The organism is Undibacterium sp. Di24W, assembly GCF_049340325.1.
In the GTDB taxonomy this organism is placed as follows: domain Bacteria; phylum Pseudomonadota; class Gammaproteobacteria; order Burkholderiales; family Burkholderiaceae_D; genus Undibacterium.
The window spans coordinates 106,529-132,115 of the sequence record NZ_JBMPOP010000004.1 but is presented as its reverse complement, the minus strand read 5'-3'; the positions used below and the strand labels follow the sequence as shown (position 1 = coordinate 132,115).

Sequence of the window (25,587 nt, the reverse complement as noted above, 5' to 3'; positions counted from 1 at the left end):
TTGCATTGACCACGACAACTAATCAATAGGGAAGATATCATTTCTGGCCACCGTCAGGTACTTTCCGGATTTGTGGGCGGCGTGCAGACCTAAGGTATTTCGATGACGACATTACCTGTCTTCACGCCACTGGCGACGTAATCGTAGGCAGCAGCAATTTGATCCAATGGAAAACTACGATCGAGTATTGGAATAAATTTTCTGTTCTTCAAGCGTTCCACAATAAAACGTAGACTCGCCTTAATCGGACCTGGAATTGGAAAGACCACTTTTTGACCACTCGAAAAACGCGTCAGCAATGGTAGGTATAAATTCTGTGCGAAGCGTCCAAGCTCCGATGAAATGTAGATCCCATGTGCATTCAATACAGATTTACAGCGTTGATACGAATGTGTTCCCACCACGTCAAATACAAAATCATACTGAGTCTGCTCTCGGCTAAAATCTGTCTTTCGATAGTCGATGAAATATACCGCTCCAAGTTCAAGCAAGAGATTGCGATGCCGCTCTTCGCTGACTGCAGTGACTTCAGCGCCTAACTCCACACAAAATTGCAACAACGCTGAACCAATCGCCCCGCCCGCACCATTGATGAGGATCTTGCTCCTTGGTTGGATACTAAGTTTATTGATGTAATTGTAGGCATAATGTGCGCCTTCTATACTAGCAGCAGCCTGCTGCATGGAGAGCTGACCTGGCACCAACGCTATCGCCTGATTCGTGTTGATTGCCAAGTATTCGGCGTGGGCACTTAGGCCTAAGTCATTAAAGCCAAACACACGATCACCAGGTTTAAATTCCTTAACGCCCTCTCCTACTGCCAGCACTTCACCTGAAAACTCAGTCCCTAAAATTGCTTTCTTAGGCTTGAGAAGTCCTGTAAAAAAACGCATGATGAAAGGTCGTGCGCTTAAAATAGCGCAATCGGTGCGATTGACGGTACTCGCATTAACCCTCACCAAGAGCTCTTGGGAAGCAGGCTCCGGCCGATCGACGTTTTCGAGCTGTAAGAGCGAAGGCGCTCCATATTGTCGGCATAGAATTGCTTTCATCGATACGCTTTCTCTTTTGTGATGGATCGCTTTTTTTACAACAAACATGTTAAACTTACGATGTAAGTAAAAATCATTTGCACGCTGCCAAGGTCACTTCGTAGATACATTATGTGCGGTCGTATAATTCCTCCCAGCCTGTGTTGCACTTTGATGCTCATAGTGAGCGTGCTGCTTGGCGCTTGTGACACTAGAAACGAATGGCAAGACGGTGCATATCAATTGCGCTGGATAGACACGCCGGAATTATTTCTGGTTTACACCAACGACAAAGGGCGAAGCATGACACTGATCGACGCGGATATCATTGGCATCGGATCAGACGAAAAGCATATCATCATTCGCCATAGACATCACCTTAGTCGAGAGATATCGTATTTCGTCATAGACAAGCAGGCCACGAATACGCACAACAATGCACAAGCAGTACCTCTTCGACACTTGAGTGAGGAGGAATACCGCTCACAAGCCGCTCAGACCACTTGGCCAAACATTAACCGTGAATTTCATTACCCATAACTAGGATAAGATCCTCATCATAAGCTCCAAGCATCATGCCCTTTTTCTACATTAAATTCTTGCATTTAACTTCGTTAGTCCTCTTATTCGCCGCTAGTGCTTATAAGAATGCGCAACTCAACGCGCAATATTGCGATCATAAGCTACTGAAAAAAAACTTAATGGCGGATCGCCTCTCTGCGCTCAACGCGACGCTGATGGTTATTACTGGGCTGGCGATGCTACTAAAAGACTATCCCGTCAATCTATTCCGTCTGCATCAAACTGTCTTTTGGATCAAGATCGGAATCCTAGGCTTGACCACCAGTTTGATCATCGTGAGCAAATTTACTTTACGCCGAATCGCTCACGACCACGAAAGCATGCCAAACAGCCGTATATTCATTCCTCGTTCGATCAAATTCATACTAGGGATTGATCTCATTGGTCTGGTGTCGATGGCGGCGCTCGCTTCTTTCATGGTGCGCTATTGAGCGTTCAACGAGAGTCTATCCATTTCATCAAAGCGCTTTTAACAGCTTGGTGATATCGGTCGCGTAAAAATAGCTGTTCAACGAAAACGGTGTTTTGCAAGTCAGGTACAGGGATTCTTGGTTCGTGACTTGCACAGACGCGAGGCCGTGTTGCTGACAGGCCGTAAGTAACGCAGGTAAGGCCTGTGTATTGCCAAATATGGCATACCCTTCGAGTCCGATCACCTTCATCTTAGGCTTCAATTGTTTGCAAGCCTTTAAATCATCAATGATCAAACCGTCGCTTGCTTCAAACACACTGCTCTCACCACAGTCTTCTTTTATCATAGATGAGAAGACTTTCTTGATCATCATATCCAGTTGCACTTGATTCGGCGGAACGCGACGCGCGAAGCCCGTTTGTTGAAAAAAATCGTCCCACACTGTGGCCATCGGGATGGCACTCGTAAATAATTGGGGCAGCCACCTTGGGTGACAGTCTAGCTTGTCACCACATTCGATTGCATCAAAAAAGTCTGGCCGTATTCCATCTTGAATTTTCGCGTAAAACTCCGCAACATTGCTAATGCCTACGCTCAAATTTTTTCGTGCCGCCAAGCCAAACACATAAGCTGCAAAACCGCAGCGATAATCAAGTTGACGAGGTGCGGTATAGTTTTTAGACAAAGCCTGCCATGGTTTGTTTTCTACGCCCAACAAGCAACGATTCAAGGCATCGTCGAGATCTTTCGCTGCCTCCTCTTGATTCATCCAACCCAACTGCACTGCTGTGTGCCAGCGCAGATACTCTCCACCGCCTTCATGTATCACGCGACTCAAAGGATAGATATCGACTTCGTCTCGTTTTTGAAAGCGATGGCTAAACTCATGACCAACAAAATCGCTAATAGATTTTTTTTCTTGAGCTGTATATTCACTCGGCCAATTGAACAGACCCAGGCGCAAAACATTTCCTGCATCACCATCAAAACCGACAGCGCCAGCATGCGGCACATTCGCAGCCGCGAGTATTGGCATCATAAAGCGTGCTTTCGGCATCGCGGTGCGCAGGTATTTAATTGTTTCGCGGGAGACTTCTTGTATCCGTGATACATAGGCTGGCGATAAATTTTCGTCGACATAACTCAGTACGCCAGTGCCGGCATCAATAGTCAAGGCCTGTGTTGAAAATAGAATTGGAAAGCTACTCTCAGCAGCTGGTGCGAATCGGCTACTGCTTTGATACGCTCTTCCCTCGTACGCCAAGTGTGGTGCGAACATTGAGTAACGCATCTCGCCACAGCGTGAGTCAAGCTGGTAATTGCTCGTGTGCACATAAAGCGCCTTCGCCATCGGAAAGGCGGCGGGGTAGCCTGTCACTTTATTGACACTACTTGGCACAAAAAAACGGGCGACATGACATTGCGGCTTGAGCTTAATCTCGTCTCCCTCGATGCTAGCGCATTCGTCTTCCGCGCGCCAACTTGCGCGAATCTGTTGAGCTAGTGGTCCATCTTTATCAAAACGAAGTTGCGTGCACTGCGGCGGTACGTGATACTCCAGACTCAAGCCCTGATCCGGTAACAAACGCATGTGAATTTCTATCTGCGCCGTCGCGTTAAGACCGTACCACAAAGCTGTGTTGCAAAGCATCAGCTGTATCAAACGTAGGTAAGTTCTCTTCATCTTGAAGTATTCCTTTGTTGTGTATCAAGGTCTGTAAATACGGGGCGCATTGGGTTCACAGAGTTCCATTTTCAGCTGAGTAATTCCACCACGCGAAACCAAACAAGCGATCAATCTCAGCTTCCTCGAAACGGTATTTTAGGACGCGAGCATAGTTTTGCCGATCTCTTTTATTGAATCTAACGAAACCAACTTTTCGTCTGCTGCAACTTGATTTTGCGTGTCCTCCTTTGATTTTCTAGGGTTGGCATATGCTAAAATCCAAGGCGAGATTATGATACTTACACCGTAAGTAAGTCAAGGAGATTGATTTTGGCAACAAAGAAAAAGCTGTCAGGCCCAGAAAGGCAAAAGCTTTCTAGAGATGTCGTGATTCAAGCCGCAATTAAGCTGACCGATGAGATCGGTATTGAAGCACTTTCTATGCGTAAGTTAGCTGAAAATCTCAATGTTGAAGCAATGTCTTTATACAATCACGTCAAGAATAAAGAAGACTTGTTAGACGCCATGGTGGACGAGGTCGTTGCACAAATGTATTTACCCAATTGCGATGGAAACTGGCGTCAAGAAATTGAGCAAGCCAGCCTCTCTGCGCATACCGTACTAATGAAACATCATTGGGCTAGTATGCTATTAGTCTCTCGTCCTGCAGTGGGTAGCGCTAAATTAGCTCATTTTAATGCAATCCAAGGATGTTTCGTCGATGCTGGCTTTAGCCCGCAAATGGCGGATCAAGTACGGCACGTGATCGACGGGCATTTATATGGTTTTACTTTACAAAAACTGCTCTATCCAACACCTGAAGGCGATTATGCGACAGCGGCTTCACAATTTTTGCCTTTGCTGGCACGTGACTTTTATCCACATTCCTACAACTTGGTCGAGACAGTAGCTAAGGGCAAATATGACGGCAAACATTACTTCGAATTCGGACTAACCTTACTCTTAAACGGCATACAGAAAATGCTTGAAATCGAAAAAGCTAAACCCGAAGTAAAGAAGCACGCTCTCAAAAAAATTAAGGATTGAAACGAAACTTGAAGTTAGCCAAGTCATGGCGATCTGTAAATGCAAAGTTTAAAAAAACACATTGAACTCACGATAAAGGCTCTTTTGGCGTTAGAATTACATACTTACAGTGTAAGTTCCAATCTAAATGCGCTCTTCTGAATCTGGTATAAAAAAATTTCTGGGATCGTCAGCATGCAATAGAGCGATTGTTGCTTCGCTACCGATTATTTACCGACTGAGGTCATACATATGAAAAAACTCCACCATCTCCTTTTCTCTGGCTACCAAGCATCAGCGCGTTTGATGATGACTATCCTAGTTTGTTTCGCCACATTCGTTTCGCACAATGGTCAAGCACAGAATATCGAATACGAGACCAAAAAGATTGCGTACAAGGATCTGGTCGCTAAACTCTATTTGCCTAAAACAGTCGGCAAAGTGCCTGCGGTGATTGCCTTTGGAGGCTCCGATCCGAGTTGGGCGCTAGCTGATGCTAATGGCGAAATGATGGCGAAAAATGGCATCGCAGTGATTGGAGCCGTTTACTTCAAAATGGATCCATCACTACCTGTCAGCCTAGACCAAATTCCGATGGAGTATTTTATTAAGGCGATTGACTACGCACAGACGGTGCCGCAAATTGATGCAAATAGAATTGGTGTAGTCAGTGGCTCGCGTGGATCAGAGGCAGGCTTTTTACTTGCTATTTTGGATCAACGCATCAAATCCGTGGTGATCACGACGCCGAGCAAAGTAGCTTGGGGTGGCATGACAAGCCCACAATCCGCGTGGACATACCAAGGTAAAGATATACCTTCCTTAAATTTACCTGACAACGCAAATGCGACACAACTCGAACGCTTTTATCTCGCACTCTCAGACCAAGAAAAAGTTAAGAAAGCGATGTTTAGCTTCGAAAAAATCAATGGCCCTATTCTTTTAGTGTCGGCAGAAAACGACCAGATTTGGCCTGGCACCGCGATGAGTAATGATATCGTCGCCTATCTAAAACAAAAAAATTTCGTCCATTCCATCATCCACAAATCGTATCCGACTGGACACGCGTTTAGTCGCGAAACTGCACCAGAAATCAAGCAAATGATTATCGATCACTTTATCCGTACTTTGCGAGACCAATAGTTCTGGCTATGCGCAGTTTGAACCAACATTGGATGCTCGCTGAAATGATCGTGATCTTTATTCCGATCACCTTTATCTTAATGATGTCGGCACCATTTGTGGTGATGGTTTCTTTGAGCAGGCCCTTGCAGATCGCTAACCTGTTACTTGGCATCACGTATTGCGTCTCAAGTGCGGCGCTCTACGCTTCATGGGTATTGGCACTGCGCTTCTGGCGTCATGGCGCAGATGGCCTAAGAATGGTTTCAAAACACTATACGGTAATTGTGACACTAGGTGCTGTCATCGCAGTCATCTCATCCGGCATGGCATTATTTGAACAGACAACAGGTTTTCTTCTGGGAGTGCCTATGCTGATTCCTTATTCACACTTAATGTATGAGCTTCGTGCCTCAAATACGGTTTGATACACGCTACGAAATACTAAGACAACAACCAATAATAAGAGAAAAACTCTGCTAATTTCACAGTTAGCAGAGCTTCGACTCATCATAACCGAAGACGAAAATGTTAATGCTCAATCGGTCGATGACCGATTGAGCCGCGCGGACTTCTTTATTGTAAAAGCATGCAGTGAGCTATTGGCTAACCACACTCACATCATCAATCAAGAACGAAGTTGCTGTGACAGAACCTTCAGTACCAAGGAAGTAAATGCGGATGGTCTGTCCCTTGTACCCACTCAAATCAAACGACTTGCTGATATAACTTGTCCCCTTGTTTAGATTCGAGTAAGTAGCAAGCGTACTGAGCACTGCGCCACTACTATTGCGAATCTGTACCTGCAGAGTATCATAGGCCTGAGTCGTTGTCGTTTCATCTGACACCACCTTCAACCAGAAATTTAAGGTGGTGGAAGTACTGGTGCTTGGAATGACGATTTGTTGATACAAACTGTCGACATGTGCCGCACCATAACCATTGAGCCATGCTTTATAGGTCCCGGCGCGGGCAGCTTGCGTTGTGTCGTTGCTAATGACCCCGCTGGTTGCAGTCCATGAGCCGGCACCACTTTCAAAACCACCGTTGACGATCAACTGCTTCGTCACTGTGTTGTTGATACTGAAGTTCACCGACGCCGAGGTACCAATATTATTTGCAGCATCGTAGGCTTTTGCTACCAATGTATGATTGCCGTTAGCTAGCGTGGCGGAATTGAGCGTCGTGCTATAAGGTGCGGCAGTAAGTGTCGATTTCAAAGTGCCATCGACATACAATTCCACACGACTCACCCCAACGTTATCGCTAGCTGCAGCGCTTAAGATGATTGTGCCGCTGGTGCCGCTTTCGCTCGCACTTACCGTTGGCGGTGTGCTATCGACCACGGTATTATTGACATTGAAATTGACCGTACTTGAGGTGCCCACATTATTGGCCGCATCGTAGGCTTTTGCTACATAACTGTGAGCGCCATTTGCCAAGGTATTTGAGTTGACAGGCAAGCTGAAAGGCGCAGCTGTGGCTGTGCCTTTCAATATGCTGTCGATGTAGAACTCGACCTTGCTGACACCGACATTGTCGCTCGCGCTAGCGTTTAACGTAATCGTGCCACTGGTTCCTGTTTCACTTGCGCTGATCGTTGGTGGCGTCGTATCTCCTGAACTCGTGCCTTGACTCACCCAAATCGGTGCAGACCAGAGAATATTACCGTCGTCTTGGGTAACTCTAGCGTAATAGAAATGTTCACCAGATGTTGGTGTAATGGTCGTGACCGCAGTATTACTTAATTGAGTCACTGTACCATTGCGTCCTGGCACACCTTCAAAAATTTCTACCGTGCTCGCTGTACGGCCGTTGCTATTCGCAAAATTCGTTGTCAGGGTCAAAGCACCAGAATTGCTGAAGCGCTCGCCCATCATGCGGCCATTGGCAGTCAATACCAATTGTGAATTCTTATCCATGGTCGCGAACAAACGGCGTGCTTTTAATGCAGCGATGAAGTTGGCGTTATTCAATGGCAGACCATTTGGAATCAAGACACCGTTGCGGTTGGTGTAGGAAGCACCCCAGTTGGCGCAGTGATTATCTTGGTTGGTCGTGAATGCGACGTGGTAACCTGCTTCCAAAGCCTTGTTACAAGCTGCTTCATAATTGCTGCGGCCAGTTTCTGTCTCGGTCGTATTTGTCGAGAAAGCTGACGTATTCAACACTTCACAAGCGACCATGGCTTGGTCACCGTCCGCCGAATAGGCCAGTGGCACCGCGTTGATTTGGAATTGTCCACTCGTTGCTGGATGATTGAACTGACCAATCCAACCGCGTTGTCGCATCAAGGTGTACAAAGCAGCATAGTCACCTTTGGTAGTCAAAGTATCGGCGATTAACTGATTGCTACTGTTATATTCCCAACCCAATAATTCATTAGAGTTGAAAATATTCATGTGTCCGCCGTTGTTGATTACGCCCCACTCCATGCCATAAATACCCAAGAAGTTTGGATGGCTAGAATTAAAGCTACTGGCTGCAGTTAAACCGGATTGATAGAGATTTTTTGCGGTGACCGGATTGGCATTGGCATTGGTGCCATCAGAACCGTCATACATGTGGTTGTGCTCTGAAGTCATTAAAAAATCGAGGCCAAGGTTTAATGCATATTGGTAAGCGTCTATCGGACCAAATGCCGCCGACTGCGGATTCTGCGCGCCCGTGCATGAGCTCAAACTACCGCCGCCATCGCTATGATTAGTTTGGCTGTGCAAATTGCCGTAGTACACCGTGTAAGGCAATGTGTTCGTGGCTGGCACAGCTGGTGCCATAGTTGGGTTAATCGCTGGTGGCGCACTCATCTTGCGAGTGTTTTTGCCAGTACTCATCGCTACAAAAGCAGGCATAGCCACTTTGTTGGCAGCGCCAATCTGCATGGGCCAGGATTGTTCAATAACGTCTGCTTTATTGTGAAGTAGGACTTCGTTGACCAACTGGGATACGGACTTTCGGGCAGCGCCGGCGATTTCTTTTGCTTCCAAAGCTGCAGTCGTTAAACGCAACTGGTATATGCCATCGGGTAGGCTGGCGGCGTTCGTTGCAGTACGGCCAGGCCAGTAAATTTGCTTTGAAATTGCTTGAGTCAATAACTTCTCGGTACCATTCCAACTTTGAACAACCCGACCACCTGATGCAACGAGCTCGAGTTTCCAAGCTACCGTTTGTTCTTTTTGATTCAGTGGAAAACTGAAGTCTAAAGTAAACGTGCGAGACTCATCACCCCCGCGTGCGCTTGCGACGGCTCGGTAAGGCACATGTAAGCTTGCCTCAAATTCATGGTGATCTGAGTTGGCCGCATAAACAGTTGAACTGGTAGTGAACGTAATTGCGCTGAGCGCGAACAAGCAGACCGCTCCGAACTTTTGCCGGATATTTGTTAGGTAATACATGGTTTTCCTCTCCCCTATGCTTTGGCTTGGGCAGACTGACCCGTACCAAACATAGTCTTTGTAAATTGATGATTCGATACAGTGAGTAAATTGTGTTCACTCGTTGCATCGCACCAGCATTTCTAAGTTATAAAAATAGTTTTTTGTATTGCACAGGCTAAATTTAGAGCCTCTGATGACGCTGCATTGAAGCTACATTTTTTGCCTGAAATCAAACTTCTTTAGATGTTTGTTTGCAAACTTTCGAAGGCTGACACAGGGATGTGACAGTTCAATTACAAAATGAAATGTCAATTTCAAAAAAGGAATTGAAAAAGGAGGAATTTTCAACAGGTCTGCCCTCTGATGGACACAGGTTTTTTGGCTTTACATGAGAACTTAGAACGATCTCTCTAATTGGTTTTTATCGTGGTAAAAATGGCACGGCATTTGAATTGAATGGTCTAGCTTTTGGCTTTGAACAATTCAATATTTTGATGTGATGCGTAAAAGGCCTGGGTGCATTTGAAAGAACTATTCAATTTATAAGTCAATGGCAACTATTCGAATGAATATTTTCTTTTACGGAAGAATGCGTTGGAGTAAACAAAAAAACTAATCCTTTTCTAAGTGATTAATCCCCATCTATTGGGTGAGCCGTTGTAAGCGGCTTTCTAGATTTCATTCTCCAATTTCTTTTTTAGATATTTTTTGTTGATTACTGCTTTTTGTGTTGGCCATCACAGAGTTTAAGTATTGCGCAACTTAAGATGTGCACATCACTCTTAATCATCGCTTCAAAAAAAGGAATATCAACATGTTGGCCGCAATCAAAGATTACAAAGAATGGCGTAGTTATAAAGTCCCAGTTGGACAAGCAATTCGCCTGACACTAAAAAGTAAATTGGCACTTCGTACAAAGTGATTGGTGTCGATTATCTAGTTAGAATTTTTCCTCTAGTCCGCTCATATTTGCTTCCAAAACCCTGACGACTGAAGATAAAGATAAATTAATCTTCAGTCGCTTGCCTTATCTACTCTATCTAGCTGTTCAAAGCAGGAAAGACGCGCCACTACAAATGGCTGGCGGTGGAGCGAGAGTTTGCTTTTTTGACTGGGATGCGGCTCAGCTTGCCGAGACAGGACAACCCTATCTATTCTGTAATTACACTGCGATCCCTAAAAGTTTTTGTAATTCGCTCGTATTGACATCACTCGCTGCAAAATCATCAAAAGCTCGAGCACCCGTCGGAATGATATGGCGTTTGATAAACTCAGCGCCTTCCCTTGCGCCCGTCTCGCTGTCTTTCAGGCAGCACTCCCATTCCAGTACCGCCCAACCGCTGTAATCATATTGCGCGAATTTGCTAAAAATCGCAGTGAAATCAACTTGCCCGTCACCCACACTGCGGAAACGCCCTGCTCTTTCTAACCATGAGGCATAGCCGCCATAGACGCCACACTTTCCCGTAGGATTGAACTCGGCATCCTTAACGTGAAACATACGGATACGCTCGTGATAAATATCGATAAAGTCGAGATAATTGAGTTGCTGCAAAACGAAATGACTAGGGTCATACAGCATGTGACAACTTTCATGCTGATCGACCGCCTCTAAGAATCGTTCAAAACTAAGACCGTCATGTAAGTCTTCACCGGGGTGAATTTCATAACAAAGATCAATCCCATTCTCCTTATACACATCAAGTATGGGCTTCCAACGTTTCGCTAATTCAGCGAACGCTAGCTCGACCAAACCATTAGGACGCTGTGGCCACGGATACATGTAGGGCCAGGCTAGAGCGCCAGAGAATGTCACGCTGGCGTTCAAGTTTAATCGACGCGAAGCTTGCGCTGCGAGTTTGAGTTGCTCAGTCGCCCATAGTGTTCTGGCAGTCGAATTTCCATGTACCTGCTTAGGAGCAAAGCCATCGAATAAACTATCGTAGGCAGGGTGAACTGCTAAGCATTGCCCTTGCAAATGAGTCGATAATTCACTGATAACGAGTCCATGCTCAGCGAGCTTGCCGGCGACTTCATCGCAATAAGTTTGGCTGCTGGCAGCTTTGTCGAGATCAAAAATATGACTGACATTGCTAGGCATTTGCACACCAACAAAACCTTTTTCGGCGGCCCATTTTGCTAAGCCATCTAGCGTATTAAAAGGTGCTTCACCTCGAATAAACTGCGCGAGAAAGACCGCAGGACCTTTGATGGTTTTCATATAATTAATCCCATTTTTTTCGTTTTAGTTCTATTTTTTTTCTAGCTCTAAGTCTAGTTTTAGTTCTTTACAACCGATGATGCCGAAGGTACTAAGTGTTATTTATTTTCAATTCTGTCCAAGTTGAATCTTGGCTAGATGAACGAATGCAAGCTTCGATAAAGCAAAGATCGTGATAAGCCGGTGTGGCTGAATGTTTAGTGTCTCCGTTTTGGCCAGCAACATTGGGGAAAGCGAGCAATTGCGCAAACTCGCGATAAAGAACTGCAAACGCTTCCAAGTAACCTTCGGGATGTCCCGCGGGAATCAGGCTAACATCGCGACTGGCCTGACTGATTTGATGGCGTGCCCGGCTCAATATCTGTGTTGCGCCCTCCAGGCTAGCAAAACTCAATTGATTCGGATGTTCTTGACACCAATCAAGTGCACCTTTATCGCCAAAAATTTGCAGGCGTAAATGGTTCTCCTTACCGACCGCCACCTGACTACTCAATAAACTACCTCGCGCACCATTGGCATAGCGCATGAAAACTTGTGCGTGATCATCCAACACTCTACCCGGGACAAACGAATGCAAATCTGCCGCAATCTTGGTCGGCGTCATGCCAGAAACAAATTGGGCTAAGTTAAAGGCATGCACGCCGATATCACCAAGACAGCCAGCGGCGCCTGCTTGCTTAGGGTCGGTACGCCAGCTAGCTTGTTTCTGTCCAGATTGTTCGAGTGCTGTCGCAAGCCAATCTTGACTGTATTCGACTTGGATGATGCGGATTTCACCAAGGTCGCCGAAACGCACGCGCTCACGTGCTTCCCTGATCATCGGGTAACCCGTGTAGTTATAGGTGACGAACAAATGTTTACCAACACGTTCGCTAACCGCTATCAACTCGCTCGTTTCTGCACTGGTCATGGTCAAAGGTTTGTCGCAGATGACGTGTATGCCGTGCTCTAGAAAACATTTTGCAATCGGAAAGTGCAAATGATTGGGCGTCACGATAACGACTGCAGTTATTCCCTCTGGGCGAGCAGCTTCGACGCGCGCCATCGTTTGATAATCAGGATAGCTACGTTCTGCAGGAATCCCTATTTCCTCAGCACTGCTAGCGGCGCGCAGAGGATCGGAGGAAAAGCAAGCTGCATCCAGCGAAAACTCATCACTGATACGCATCGCGATCCTGTGGACATTACCAATGAAAGCGCCCTGTCCACCACCCACCATGCCTATACGAATTTTTTGTTTAGTGTTGTCCATGCTCATTACTAGAGTTCGCTTTGAGTTTATACATCACACAGTAAAATAGCGCGCTTCAAGGAGCTGGCTTTTTCTTCGGGCGTCGTACCCGCAGGTGAAAATTCCTGCGCAACATAACCTTGAAAACCTGTCGCATGAATTGCCTTCATGATCGCGCGATAATTTAACTCCTGATTGTCGGTAATTTCACCGCGCCCCGGGACGCCACCTGTGTGGTAGTGCCCGATATAAGGCGCACATTTACGTAAGCGACGGATAATGTCGCCTTCATTAATTTGCACATGGTAGATGTCGAACAGCATCTTCATATTGGGCGAATCTATCTGCTTGCATAACTCATATGCCCAATCACTGCTATCTGCCATATAGTCAATGTGATCAATCCGGCTATTGAGTATTTCCATATGTAAAGTGACGCCGTGCTTTTCTGCATGGGACATAATTTTCTTCAGTCCATCAACGCAATTCTTTAAACCCACTTGATTATCCATGCCACGTCGGTTGCCGGTGAAACAGATCAAATTTTTATAACCTGCTTTGGAGACTAGTTCTATATGTTCGAGGTAATTCTTGATCAAAGTTGGATGATATTGAGGATCATTCCAACCGTTTTTTAAATTAATCTCGGCACCATTGCACATAGACGAATCGATCCCGTGGGCTTTTAAGATCGGCCATTCTTTCGGACCAATTAAGTCGACGGCGGAAAAGCCTATCGTCTTTGCCAAACCACAGACTTCTGGCAGACTCAAATGCGAAAACGTCCAGCGACAAACCGAATGGTGAATATTGCCTTTTAAAGATCCAGATGCCTGTGCCATCGCCAGATTGATGGCGTTCGGTGCCAGCATGGCGATCGCGCCTAATGACAATTGTTTTAACATGCTACGACGATCTAATGGGTACATAGATTTCCTTTTCTATTCAACGCAAATACGGCAATCAAGTTAAAGCTAGAAAATTGTAGGCCGGGTGAATCCCGCACCGCCACCCAACTAAGCACCTGAGCAGCGCGGGTTTCACCAACTCTACAAAATTGCTTACTTGATTGGATTAGCCCCAAGCACGCTGGCCTTTGATATAGGGCACGTTGCCGTCATAACGACCGGGAACCGCCACATAACGCAAGGTCTTAGTTGCACCAATCTCTGAGGTAAAGAAGCCCAATAAGGTCAATTGCTTTACCATTGTGTAGAAATGCTTAGGCAGGCTTTCAAATTCCTTTTGCAATGCAAAGTTATTGTCTTTGTTCTCAGTTTCTAAAGCATGACGCCGTTCTTTATCCAGTTGGGATTGCTCCGCATTGAAGGTCTTGGCCTCTTTTTCTAAGCTCACTAACATTTCATGTCTTTGTTTGACGCTCATACTAAGGAAATTTTTCTGATACTGCGCTAGACACAAACCTGGAAAAATTCTCAGACCTTCAATAAATGCAGCTCGCTGCGCCGAGGTATAGCAATCGCGCACCATCACTTCCATGAAACGCCCTACTTTAGCGGCTTTAGCACCAGGCGTGTCGGTCTTGGGAATAATCGTTTCTGCAATTTCGTCCAGTAAGTTGATATCTCGTGCCGAGAAGCGTAAGCCAGTATTGCTCACTGCGGCTCCGTTAGATAGGCTTGCTTCTGCATGCATTGCAAAAGCCTCACTACCGATCACCGCCATCCCTGTCATGGTGGCGACCATTTGTAAGAGTTCTCTTCGATTCATTTTTTCCTCTTAGATATTTAGGCGTTTTTTTGTTAGTAGCTTGTTATAAGTTGCCGCGCTTTAGTTCATTCACCGCAAACTCGGCGGCACGTGCGGTCAACGCCATATAAGTCAGAGAAGGATTGACGCACGAACTGGAGGTCATGCAGGCGCCATCGGTAACGAAAACATTCGGAGCATCCCAAACCTGGTTATTCCCATTTAACACTGAAGACTTAGGATCTCGCCCCATACGAGCCGTCCCCATTTCGTGTATACCTGATCCCACTGCATAGCCACTGTCATAGGTGTAAACGTTTTTTAAACCTGCCGCAGTTAACATCTCTTTAGCGTCGTTCACCATATCGATGCGCATACGTTTTTCATTCTCTTTCAACTCAACATCCATCGCTAAGACGGGCAAGCCCCACTTGTCTTTCTTGGTGCGGTCGAGACTAATTTTGTTTGAGTGATCAGGCAGCATTTCACCAAAAGCGGTCATGTTAAAACCCCAGTTTTCAGACGGCACGCTCATCGCTTCTTTAAGCTCCTTGCCTATCGTAAATTCGGCGATCTCTACACCACGTCCGCGCCCTGCTCCACCTTGATAGCCAAAGCCACGCAGATAGTCACGTTTGTCGTCATACACATTGCGGAAGCGTGGCACATAAATACCAGTCGGACGTCGCCCAAAATCATACTTATCACCGAAGCCTTCGACCGTACCACCCGCGCCCAATTTAAAATGGTGATCCATGACATTGTGACCTAGCTCGCCACTACTACTGCCTAAGCCACCTTCCCACACATCGGTGGCAGAATTCATTAATACCCAAGTGGAATTGAATGACGACGCGCAAACGAAGACAATTTTCGACTTGAATTCATAGGTCTGATTTGTTTCTGCGTCCAAAACCTCAACACCGCGTGCGCGCTTGGTGTTTTTGTCATACAGAATTTGCGTGACGATAGAAAATGGACGCAAAGTTAGGCGCTTGGTCGCCATTGCCGCGGGCAAGGTCGAAGATTGCGTACTGAAATAACCACCGAAAGGACAACCGCGCCAGCACTTATTCCTATATTGGCAGTTAACCCTATCTTGCAGCGGTTCGGTAATATTTGCCGAACGGCCGATGATCAAATGACGCTGACCTTTATATATCTCTTCCAAGCGTTTCTTAACGTGCTTTTCAGCGCAATTTAATTCCATTGCTGGCATGAAGTGGCCATCTGGCAAAACGTCCAAACCATCTTTGCTTCCTTGTATGCCCGCGAATTTCTCTACGTAGCTATACCAAGGTGCGATATCTTCATAACGGATCGGCCAATCAACACCAACACCTTCTTTCGCATTCGCTTCAAAGTCCCATCGGTTAAAACGATAACTTTGACGCCCCCACATCAACGAACGACCGCCCACTTGATAACCACGGAACCAGTCGAATCGTTTTACCTCTGTATATGGGTTTTCGCTGTCTTTTGCCCAAAAATCAAGTACGGTTTCATTGAGTGGATAGTCTCGCTTCAAAACCGGATAATCTTCTATCATCTGCTGAGTGCGACCACCACGATGGGGAAATTCCCAATTCTCTTTCATAGCGTTAACGTAGCCTTTCACGTGCTCAATATTGCGGCCACGCTCCAGCAATAGAACTTTTAAGCCTTTTTCGGTCAACTCCTTGGCGGCCCAGCCACCGCTAATACCTGAGCCAATTACGATCGCATCATAAAAATTGTCGTCCATATTTTTCTTCTTGAAAGTTGTTTTTAAATCGTCTTAGGGTTTTGTGGCACTTTTAAAGCGAGCGAATTTTGATGTTTCTAAAGCTGACGGCATCTCCGTGATCCTGCAAACCAATGCGTCCTTTCTTTGCCTCACCAAAACCTGGCATGCTTCCGAATTTGCTTTGTTTCACCAGCTCTTTCCAGGCACCCGTCCATAGTTGGGTATTCACGATGTGTCGACTATTCAAATAAAAATTCAATTCACCATGATCGCTAACAATATCGACCTGGTTCCATAGCCCAGGGGCTAATGCAGCAGCCTGCGTTGCAGCAATCAAGTCATATAAGTCACCAGCGCGATGTTTGAAAATCTTTCCGTCAGCGTGTCCGTCGTTATCCAAAACTTGCATTTCTAGCCCGGTATTCCAAGCATAAGGAAATTGCTTCGCATCTTCGTTCACATATAAGAAAATCCCACTATTGCCGTTCTTTTGCAGTTTCCATTCCAGCTGCAAATGAAAATTATCGAATTGCTCATCGGTGACAATGTCCCCACCGCCGGAAGTTTGCCAACCGTCTTTTTTGCTGATGTCTAATTGCAATTCACCCTGATAAATTTTCCAGGCGCTGCCTATCGTTGGTTTGCCGTATCCGTGCCATCCTTGTGTGCTTTTACCGTCAAACAGAAGCTTCCAACCGTTTGCTTGCTCGGTTGAGGTTAAGGTATTAAGTGGTTTGCCCGTTCCTACTTTTCTGACCGCGATGACGGCTTGCAATCCTCGTAATGATTGCTCGACACTTTGCATGGGACTCAATCCATTTGGATATTCTTCTTGCTCGACCACTATCCATTCTGTACCACCCACCTGGACATTTGCTTGATACAAAGCATCCCAATCAATATTGTCTTGACCTATGATCGTCGTATAGGATTTACCATTTTGTGAGCTGAGTGGTTTTAAAGGTAGTTTGCTCTTGTAATGTGTAGTCAAGGTACGGCCAGGATAGCGTTTTACAAACAGCACTGGATCTTTACCTGCATAGCTGGTCCAGCCCACGTCTTGCTGCAAAATCACCTCATGCGGCGTATTTTGTGCGATCGCATCCCAATAGGTTTTACCTTCGAATGCGTTCATTTCTACACTGTGATTATGAAAACCGATTTGCATTCCAAATGGTTTCAACTGTTTAGACAGGGAACTTAGATCTTGCGCCAATAGTTTCACGCCGACTGGGTCTCCAGCACGTGAGTCACTTGGTACAATCAACTTATTACAACCGATATCTTGATAAAATTTGACTAGCTTGGCGAAGTTATCAGGATTTAACTGCGCAATGCCGACATGAGCACCTGACGCTTTCAAACCAGTCTTATCTAAGAATCGTTTCAGCCCCGGTGCATCATCTTTGTAGGGACCAAAATTGCCAGCGAATTCGACACCTTGAAATCCCATCGCCGCAAGTTTCTTCAAAGTCCCTTCAAAATCTTTACTAACATCATCCTTCACAGACCACAGTTGCACACTCAGCTGAGGGGAACTGCTTGTTTGCGCTGTTGCAGAATCGTGCGCTTGCCTGGCTTGCGCCATGCTTGATCCTAGTAGGCTAAAACTCAACAACATACCCGCTCCCAGATTGCTAATTGTACGAAACGAACTCTTCATTTTTTGTCTCCAACTGATGGTGGTCTTTTTTTGACTAATGTTATAAATCAAACTTCTAACTGGCTTTGGCCTGTTCTGCTATTAATGAGAATTGACGTGGCGTCATGCCGATTACCGCACGAAACTCTTTAGTAAAATAACTCTGGTCGCAAAAACCCGTTTCCGAAAATGCCTTTTTAATGCCATAGCCGGTCGCTAACAATTTACAAGCCTGATGTATGCGTAAGTGTTTCAGATACTGCATCGGGGTTTGCGAAAAATGTTTCTTAAACTTACGTTCAAAGGTGCTCAAAGACATGCAGGCCAGTTCAGCGAGGTCGGCGATATTGACGTCGTTCATGTACTCACGTTGCATGTATTCGATGCTCGATTTAAATACCTGAAATGGTTCTATGATATTTTGCGAACGTTCCGCATCGCGGCTGAAACCTTCAACACCAACGATCGCACCCTTACGATTTTTGATGGGAGTCTTGGTGGTAAACAACCAAAACAACTTACCATTCACACCGACCACCACCTCGAACTTATCTTTGACGACTAACTGCCCTGACATCACCGCAAGATCATCTTCACGAATCCGGCTTGCGACATCGTGACTCAGAAAATCAAAGTCCGTCTTGCCGATAACATCTTCCGCGCTGTCTAAATCAAATTTTTCTTGCAAGAGTTTATTGGCGCAGACAAATTGCCCGTCGCAATTCTTCGCAAAGTAAAAGGTGTCTGAAAGTAGATCGAAGATGGCATAGGGTGACGATATGCCGTGCCTCGTGTAAAAATTCTTAACATCAATTTCAGTCATTTAGTTTCTCAATTTATGGTCGGCTGTAAATCAAGTATTAAGCACTGACTGATCGGCGTTTTTTTTGTTCTGACGACGATCATGTAGCCAAATCGCAGCAAAAATTGGCAATAAAAGTAATGGCACCATCGCTATAGCTTGAAAGGATTCGCGTGAGGCAATTTGAATTACTTGCGCTGATTGCTCTGCCGATAAGGTCGCCAATTTGTCAGCACCACCGGCTGCGAGATTTTTGGCATCATCAAAAATTTTACCAAGGGCTGGTAGTAGAAACTGTATCGCCATGCCACCTGTAAATCCCATTAAGCCCATGGCCAACGCACCACCTCGGACAAAGCGTTCGGAAACCACCGCCAACATAGTCGGCCACATGAAGCAAACGCCCGCACCCCAAATCGTCGCGGCTAACACCGCCGTCACGGGGCTATTCGCACGACTGAGTGCAAACAGACCTATCGCTGCCAGCAAACTACTAACCCACAACAGTCCTATGCTCGAAAGGCGATGGGCAATTGGCCCGGCAAAATGACGCATAACAAACATCAAGGTACTAACATAAATCAAAATAAAGATGCCACTCATACCTACCGTGTGACTCAAAGTGAGATCGACCCATTGACCCGGTGCCAGTTCGCTCGACGTCGTGAGCCACATGCAGCATAAGAAGATTAAGAATTGAGGGCGACGATATAATTCGCGGCACATATCAGCGTAGGAAACGCCTTGAGCTACCCGCTCCGTGACAGGGAAAACCTGACCACGCACCAACATGATTATGGCGAAAGCTGGTAAACATAGTACGACTAGATTAGTCTGCCAAGGCAATCCAAAGGTCTTAACAGCGATACTAAACAGGCCACCAAACACGATGCCGGCGGGCCACCACGCATGCAAAATATTTAGACGTTTGATCTTATTCTCAGGGTCTATGCTTACCACTAGAGGATTGACAGCACCTTCGACCCCACCCCATCCCAAACCGGTCAACATTAAGCCAATCAAGACGATGGTGTAGCTAGTGGCATCGACTGGACGCACTGATGCCCACAACACCAACAAACTACCGAGTAAATTACTCAAAGCGGAAAACACCAAAATACGCTTTGAACCTAAGATATCGACCAATGAACTGCCGATTAAAAGTGTGAAGGCAAAACCGAGAAAGGTCATACCCAGCGCTTGACCAACCATGGTTGCCGATTGTGCGGCATCAATCACGCTAAAAATCTTTACGCGCAAATCATCGGCAATCGCAGCTCTTACCGCAAAGCCCAAACCTATCGTAAAAATCGCCAAGTTTGAAGTAAACAACAAACGCGTGTTGAAATTATTCTTTGTCTCCATCTGCTTTCCTTTTTTTGGGTGTACTGGAAATGCTCTTTTTTTCGCCGCTCTAAAAATGGGCAATAGTTAGACTAAAGAATGAGACTCATGAAAACAGTTTCAGTTCATTCAACGCCGATTTTGCAACAGCACATTTTTGTCACGATGTCGCAAGTATAGTAGCAAGCGAAATTGGGAAGCACTATGGAAAAATCCGCAAAAACTATAAGAAATTCGGCAAAGGATGATTTTTAGTTGCGCCATCCAAGCTGCATTACTTCACTTTTGCTCCAAGTTTGCTTAGCGGCTAAGTATCTTTTAATAGTCGCTTAACTAAACATGAATTTTGTTCGCTAAACAAAGCAATGTTTTGTGTACTGCAACATTTTTGTTAAAAATAGAATGCTCGAGATACTACGAATAAGTTGGGGCGCCAGGCGCATCAATTAGCTAAAGTAGCTAATGCCAATGGTTTGCGCTGCGCCCCTACTCTTGAACCTTAGTTCAGTCGATAATGTACGGAGTTTTATTTCATACTTTTACTTCCATCACCCGGCCATTCTTGCGACTGCTCTCCGCCATAAATCCCATAATGTGACTTTCTATTGACTCATCAATAGTTGAGGTTAACAGTGCTGGATTTTGTTGAGCAACAGCTTGAACGAAATCTTTCACCAATAACCAGTCGCCACCACCATGACCACTATTTTTATAGCCTGCGACATCCTCGGCGTCAGGCACAAATCTAGTCTCTTTCTTAGTTCTAAAGTCATGAACGACCAATTCATTCATGTCGCCAACCATATCGCCCATCGAACCCATCACCCGGGTACGGCGACCGTGGTAGGCGGTAAAGGCTTCCATGGAAAAACTAGCGGTCACGTTATCACTGAACTGTATACTCGACACATAGTGGTCAGGCTGATCATTATCCATACGATAGACACAGCGACCATAATCACTGGTCTTGAGTTTTTCGCGAGCCGCAAGCTGACGATCTGGCACATTATCTGGAATATCCAAAACATGTGATCTGCCAACGACATCGACATACTCTTTGATGGCGGAGTAAGGGCAAGTACGCTCAATCGCACATCCATCGGTACATCGAGCCGTGCTACCTTGTGGCGCATTTTCACGACGGAACCATTTTAAGTTACCCATTGCGACGATCTTTTCAGCTTTCTTATTGATGACCCATTTCATGATGTCGAGATCGTGACAAGACTTTGCCAAAATAATAGGCGTGGTCTTCTTGGAGTTATGCCAATTTCCACGTACATAGGAGTGAACCATGTGGGTGTGTTCGATAGGCTCAAGATGCTGCATGCTAATCACCTCACCGATCGCACCTTTAGCAATCAGCTCTTTCATCTTAACAAAGTAAGGCGCGTATCTTAAGACATGGCACACAGCCACTATGCGCCCGGTTTTCTTCGCTAGGGCGAGAATGTTTCGGCATTCTCTTTCGGTTGGCGCAATTGGTTTTTCTAACAAAACATCGTAGCCAAGACGCAATGCTTGCATGCATGGTTCGTAGTGGAGATTGTCTGGCATTGAGATGATCACTGCATCTGCCATCTTTGGTTTCTTGAAGACGTCTTCCCAGGTATTGAATCGGTTTTCTGCCTCAATATTATGTTTCTTCGCATACTTTTCATTGCGAAAAGCAACTGGCTCCGCGACGCCGATGACCTTCAGTTGTTCTGGAAATTGTGTTGCATAATCGCCGTAGACATTTCCCCTGCTTCCTGCGCCACAGGTAATCACCGTCACAGGTTTAGACAAAGGCTGATGGGTAGTGTTTTCTCCAATCCGATAGCTATAGGAATTCTCTCCTGTGCGACCCAATACATCGGTAGTGACGATACCAGCCCCTAGGCTCAGGCTTATTGTTTTGAGGAGATTTCGACGATTCATCTTATTGTTCCTTTTCTTTAATTTTTTTGTTTGATTCTCTAGCTTTTGATTACAGATTACTTGGTGAAACTAGCAGCTATTGGTCGCAAAATTAAATATATTAATGAAATATTTAACCGGTTAAAAGGATACTAGCATTAAATTTTAAGTTTCTCTTATTTGAAAATCCGCAATATTTATAAGGAATTCGGCAGTTTTGAGAATGGTTTTTGAGTGCTCATGACGACCAAAATTGATGAATATTTTTAATGTCTTTAGTCCCCTATTCTTGCAGATTTTTAAGGCATAAGCTCCTCAATTTTTTGTACACGTCACACCAAAAATATGTCGCTGGCATGCACATTTGTCTCTCTCTAGAATCAAGCGTTGAATTAATTGTTAAAAAATATCCTGCACAGAAAAGGAATTTTTTTCATAGCAATTATTTCTTACTTAGCAAAGTCGACTTAACGTGGACTTTGTAAATTCAAATCTATGGGAGAGAGACATGAGATTGAGACAAAGGATGGGTATCCATATGATCATCGTTAGCCTGTTTAGTCTGTTAACTGCGTGCGGCGGACAAACGACTGCCAGCAGCCTCAGCGGCAATAGTCCAGCAGGACCACCCGCTGCGACGGTCTATAACGCCACGGTCAATTTAGGCGGCAATGCCTTTATAACCAGCGCCAGCAGCTCTGCATCGGAAATGATTAACGATAGCGGCCTAGCTAATTGGACCAACGCATCGACTGTGACTAGCGTGTATTTTCGTCTGGCACAGGCAGGTCAATTAAAGTTCGGTTTAGTGGCACGACTGGCTGGCTCCACCATGAGTACCGTCAAAGTGACGATCAATGGCACACCATTCAATGTCAACTTGAGTGGTGCATCATCAAAAACATATGATGTCGGCACAGTCAATATTGCGGCAGCTGGCTACGTCAAAGTTGACCTTCAGGGCGTCAGTAAAAATGGTGACTATTTCGGTGATGTATCAGCAATCAAAATAGCAGGAACTGCTGCAAGCACCGGCATGAATTACGCCAACGATGCCGCCAATTACTATTGGTCGCGCCGCGGTCCTTCGGTGCATGTTAACTATGTAACGCCGACCAATACCGAGTATTTTTACAATGAACTCACGGTACCCGCTGGTCAAGACAGTATTGGTTCCTATTTCATGGCGAATGGATTTGGCGGAGGCTATTTCGGCATGCAGGTCAAATCTACGACTGAACGCTGGATGCTCTTCTCAGTGTGGGATGCGGACAATGGCGCTAAAACCACCTTGATCAGAAAAGGACCGAATGTGGTTGACAATACTTTTGGTGGTGAAGGCACCGGAGGCCAGGCTTATTTGGTCTACAACTGGCTTGCAGGTAATACCTACAAGTTCATCACAAAGGCAACCCCTGACGGCGCCGGAAGCACCCTCTTTTCAGCATGGTTCTACGCTCCAGAAACAGCGGCATGGCGCTTTATGGCGAGTTGGAAACGTCCTAGCACTTCCACATATTTAACCGGGTCACATTCCTTCCTTGAAAATTTTATTGATACCAAAGGCTATCTTGGACGTAAAATTTTGTTAGGTAATCAATGGGCCCGCAATACGTCTGGCGTATGGTCTGAAGTCACTCAAATGAAATTCACTGGTGATGCAACTGCCATAAACAAACAACGCATGGATTTCGCGGGCGGTTTAGAAAACGGTAAATTTTATATGCGCAACGGCGGCTTTTTTGCCGATTATGTGACTTTGGGGCAAAGCTTTACACGTCCCGCTTTAGGAACTGCACCTAATGTGGATGTCGTTACTTTGCCATAACTTGATGGTCAAATTTCCAGTTAAAAACCTGACTGCTATTTTGATGGCAGTCAGGTTTTTATTTTTTTCTTATCAAGACCAAACTTGATATGGAACGAACGATTAACAACTGTTGCGGCTTGGGTCCCAACTTAAACTCTTCATAAGCCGCAACCAAAAAGAACTCTTCTCATTTGTCCAGGCGCTCAATTCCTAGCATTTTTAAGACGTATTTTTCGTAGATGGGTTCGGAATTTCCCGTTTTCATTTTGCGAATAAAATATTTCTCGAAAGCGATTTTGGCGTAGTGCACCCACTTTCCTTTTTTAAACCAATTGACATTGCGTGGTGGCATTTGCGGCAAAGCGACAAAGGCGGCGCCGGTGTCACCCATATCCGCTAGACATATTGCATTCCAACTGCCTTTGGCTGTTGCTGGTTTGCCGCTTAGTTCAGACTCAATATTGTGCACGATGGCAGTCACCATGGTCTCTATCATATAGCCAGTTTTTTGGCGCGCCGGTCGGGACAGGTGTAATTTCGATAGGTGGGATCGCGATGCACACACCAGCAGAAAAAATATTGGCAAATTTTTTACTGCGCTGATGGTCATCGACCAGCACAAAGCCACGTGGATTGCATAAACCTTCAACAGCAGCAATCGGGTCAACGCCCCGAAATGACGGTAGCATCATGCTGAATTTGAAGGGCAACTCATGTTCTTTCTTTAGATTGCCGAGATCATCCATTTCACTGAGGTACATCTTGCCATCTTCGACACGCGTCGTTTTGGCGTTGCAGATCCACTTGATATCATTGTTACGGAATTCGCTTTCTAACATCGACTTTGAATCACCCACACCTCCTAAACCCAGATGTCCTATATATGGCTCGCTCGTTACATAGGTAATCGGTACTTTATTGCGTAATTTGCGCCGCTTCAAATCAGTGTTAAAAACGAAGGCAAATTCATACGCAGGTCCAAAGCACGAGGCTGAAGGCATCGCACCTATGATGGCTGGGCCTGGGTCGTCAAGAAACTTTTGGTAGGCCGCATACGCGTGCTCGGCACGATCCACTGAGCATATAGATTGAGTAAAACCATTTACAGGTCCAGCACCGGGAACTTCATCAAAGGCCAATTTCGGGCCAGTAGTTATCACCAGATAATCATAGGTTTGTACACTACCATCGGCCAGTGTCAATGCGTTCTCTTGTGGCTGCAAACTAGTTACCGCTTGAGCGATGAAATTAATACCTTTTTTCTCAAGGTAAGGGAGGATTTCAAACGTTATCGCCTCGCGTTGACGCCAACCTACTGCTACCCAAGGATTGGAGGGAACAAATTGAAAATAGTCGACCGCATTAATGACCGTGATGCTGTGCGTTTTATCGAGTTTTTCGCGTAATTCATAAGCGGCTGGCATGCCGCCAGTACCCGCGCCGAGAACAATAATATGTGCCATGTCTTCTCCAAATGATTCAAGTAAGCGATACAGCGAATTAACTACCCTGTCATTACAAGTACTGTCGCGCCCAGGCCAGAATCTGCGCTGCCGGCATCACCCCGCTTAGCCTTGCAAGCTCTACGCCACTTTTCATCAGTAATAAAGTCGGTATGCTACGAATGGCAAATCGTTGACTTGCTAAAGGTGCGGCATCACTATCAACTTTGACAAAACGTATTTCGGGCGCCATCTTTGCGGCTTGTTCAAATTGTGGTGCCATTGCCTGACAAGGTCCGCACCAAGCCGCCCAAAAATCAATCAACACGGGTAAGTCCGTATTTGAAATGAATTTAGGCAATTGCTGTTCCGTCAGTTTGGCCGGCTGAGCTGCCATTAGCGCATGTGCGCACTTGCCACAGACAGGCTGGTCTGACAGACGTTCATCAGGGATACGATTCGTCGCATTGCAAGCGGGGCATACAAGTTGCATGGTGTCTCCTCATCTAAAACATAGCTAGGACGCTGGGATTTGAGTAGAAGG

The 25,587-nt window shown here is 45.7% G+C and carries 19 protein-coding genes and 1 pseudogene; 6 read left to right on the top strand and 14 right to left on the bottom strand.

What is annotated here, in order from left to right; translation table 11 throughout:
* Positions 1-89 precede the first annotated feature (89 nt).
* On the bottom strand, positions 90-1,052 hold the full coding sequence (locus ACO0KZ_RS09755) for an NAD(P)-dependent alcohol dehydrogenase (protein ID WP_422994978.1): 963 nt from the start codon (positions 1,050-1,052) through the stop codon (positions 90-92).
* Between the two features lie 162 nt (positions 1,053-1,214).
* Here ACO0KZ_RS09755 and ACO0KZ_RS09750 point away from each other — a divergent pair, with 162 nt between their 5' ends.
* Together ACO0KZ_RS09750 and ACO0KZ_RS09745 are read left to right on the top strand one after the other, a co-directional pair.
* On the top strand, positions 1,215-1,571 hold the full coding sequence (locus ACO0KZ_RS09750; RefSeq protein ID WP_422994977.1) for a hypothetical protein: 357 nt from the start codon (positions 1,215-1,217) through the stop codon (positions 1,569-1,571).
* Positions 1,572-1,606: 35 nt separating this feature from the next.
* Positions 1,607-2,044 carry a DUF2214 family protein gene (locus tag ACO0KZ_RS09745; protein ID WP_422994976.1) on the top strand — a complete coding sequence of 146 codons (438 nt, stop codon included), beginning with the start codon at positions 1,607-1,609 and terminating at the stop codon, positions 2,042-2,044.
* A 27-nt stretch (positions 2,045-2,071) separates the two neighbouring features.
* On the opposite strand, the gene ACO0KZ_RS09740 is transcribed toward ACO0KZ_RS09745, so the two are convergent.
* Complete coding sequence (locus ACO0KZ_RS09740) at positions 2,072-3,709, bottom strand: hypothetical protein (protein WP_422994975.1); 1,638 nt, start codon at positions 3,707-3,709, stop codon at positions 2,072-2,074.
* A gap of 312 nt (positions 3,710-4,021) precedes the next feature.
* Here ACO0KZ_RS09740 and ACO0KZ_RS09735 point away from each other — a divergent pair, with 312 nt between their 5' ends.
* The 3 genes from ACO0KZ_RS09735 to ACO0KZ_RS09725 all read left to right on the top strand — a co-directional run bounded on the left by ACO0KZ_RS09735 (position 4,022) and on the right by ACO0KZ_RS09725 (position 6,267).
* A complete protein-coding gene (locus tag ACO0KZ_RS09735; protein ID WP_422994974.1) occupies positions 4,022-4,738 on the top strand; it encodes a TetR/AcrR family transcriptional regulator C-terminal domain-containing protein in 717 nt (238 codons plus the stop codon).
* Between the two features lie 231 nt (positions 4,739-4,969).
* Positions 4,970-5,860 carry an alpha/beta hydrolase family protein gene (locus ACO0KZ_RS09730; RefSeq protein ID WP_422994973.1) on the top strand — a complete coding sequence of 297 codons (891 nt, stop codon included), beginning with the start codon at positions 4,970-4,972 and terminating at the stop codon, positions 5,858-5,860.
* 8 nt (positions 5,861-5,868) lie between these two features.
* A complete protein-coding gene (locus ACO0KZ_RS09725) occupies positions 5,869-6,267 on the top strand; it encodes a hypothetical protein (protein ID WP_422994972.1) in 399 nt (132 codons plus the stop codon).
* Positions 6,268-6,438: 171 nt separating this feature from the next.
* Here ACO0KZ_RS09725 and ACO0KZ_RS09720 read toward each other — a convergent pair whose 3' ends face one another.
* From ACO0KZ_RS09720 to ACO0KZ_RS09675, 10 genes are all read right to left on the bottom strand, one after another.
* Positions 6,439-9,234: a CehA/McbA family metallohydrolase gene (locus tag ACO0KZ_RS09720; RefSeq protein ID WP_422994971.1), complete on the bottom strand. Its 2,796-nt coding sequence runs from the start codon at positions 9,232-9,234 to the stop codon at positions 6,439-6,441.
* A 1,144-nt stretch (positions 9,235-10,378) separates the two neighbouring features.
* On the bottom strand, positions 10,379-11,437 hold the full coding sequence (locus ACO0KZ_RS09715) for a sugar phosphate isomerase/epimerase family protein (RefSeq protein WP_422994970.1): 1,059 nt from the start codon (positions 11,435-11,437) through the stop codon (positions 10,379-10,381).
* A gap of 91 nt (positions 11,438-11,528) precedes the next feature.
* Positions 11,529-12,689, bottom strand: a complete 1,161-nt coding sequence (locus ACO0KZ_RS09710) for a Gfo/Idh/MocA family protein (RefSeq protein ID WP_422994969.1) — start codon at positions 12,687-12,689, stop codon at positions 11,529-11,531.
* A 26-nt stretch (positions 12,690-12,715) separates the two neighbouring features.
* Positions 12,716-13,597: a hydroxypyruvate isomerase family protein gene (locus ACO0KZ_RS09705; protein WP_422994968.1), complete on the bottom strand. Its 882-nt coding sequence runs from the start codon at positions 13,595-13,597 to the stop codon at positions 12,716-12,718.
* A gap of 145 nt (positions 13,598-13,742) precedes the next feature.
* Positions 13,743-14,399: a gluconate 2-dehydrogenase subunit 3 family protein gene (locus ACO0KZ_RS09700; protein WP_422994967.1), complete on the bottom strand. Its 657-nt coding sequence runs from the start codon at positions 14,397-14,399 to the stop codon at positions 13,743-13,745.
* Between the two features lie 43 nt (positions 14,400-14,442).
* Positions 14,443-16,122: a GMC oxidoreductase gene (locus ACO0KZ_RS09695; RefSeq protein ID WP_422994966.1), complete on the bottom strand. Its 1,680-nt coding sequence runs from the start codon at positions 16,120-16,122 to the stop codon at positions 14,443-14,445.
* Positions 16,123-16,174: 52 nt separating this feature from the next.
* Positions 16,175-17,767: a family 16 glycoside hydrolase gene (locus ACO0KZ_RS09690; protein WP_422994965.1), complete on the bottom strand. Its 1,593-nt coding sequence runs from the start codon at positions 17,765-17,767 to the stop codon at positions 16,175-16,177.
* Between the two features lie 55 nt (positions 17,768-17,822).
* Positions 17,823-18,569 carry an AraC family transcriptional regulator gene (locus tag ACO0KZ_RS09685; RefSeq protein ID WP_422994964.1) on the bottom strand — a complete coding sequence of 249 codons (747 nt, stop codon included), beginning with the start codon at positions 18,567-18,569 and terminating at the stop codon, positions 17,823-17,825.
* A gap of 30 nt (positions 18,570-18,599) precedes the next feature.
* The gene (locus ACO0KZ_RS09680) at positions 18,600-19,913 is read right to left on the bottom strand and encodes an MFS transporter (RefSeq protein WP_422994963.1); all 1,314 of its coding nucleotides are present in this window, start codon (positions 19,911-19,913) and stop codon (positions 18,600-18,602) included.
* Between the two features lie 510 nt (positions 19,914-20,423).
* On the bottom strand, positions 20,424-21,812 hold the full coding sequence (locus ACO0KZ_RS09675) for a Gfo/Idh/MocA family protein (RefSeq protein WP_422994962.1): 1,389 nt from the start codon (positions 21,810-21,812) through the stop codon (positions 20,424-20,426).
* 487 nt (positions 21,813-22,299) lie between these two features.
* Here ACO0KZ_RS09675 and ACO0KZ_RS09670 point away from each other — a divergent pair, with 487 nt between their 5' ends.
* On the top strand, positions 22,300-23,619 hold the full coding sequence (locus ACO0KZ_RS09670; protein ID WP_422994961.1) for a DUF3472 domain-containing protein: 1,320 nt from the start codon (positions 22,300-22,302) through the stop codon (positions 23,617-23,619).
* Positions 23,620-23,788: 169 nt separating this feature from the next.
* Here ACO0KZ_RS09670 and ACO0KZ_RS09665 read toward each other — a convergent pair.
* Both ACO0KZ_RS09665 and trxC read right to left on the bottom strand, forming a co-directional pair.
* Positions 23,789-25,064 (bottom strand): annotated as a pseudogene (locus ACO0KZ_RS09665) (NAD(P)/FAD-dependent oxidoreductase).
* Between the two features lie 52 nt (positions 25,065-25,116).
* Positions 25,117-25,536: a thioredoxin TrxC gene (gene trxC, locus ACO0KZ_RS09660; RefSeq protein ID WP_422994960.1), complete on the bottom strand. Its 420-nt coding sequence runs from the start codon at positions 25,534-25,536 to the stop codon at positions 25,117-25,119.
* Positions 25,537-25,587 lie beyond the last annotated feature (51 nt).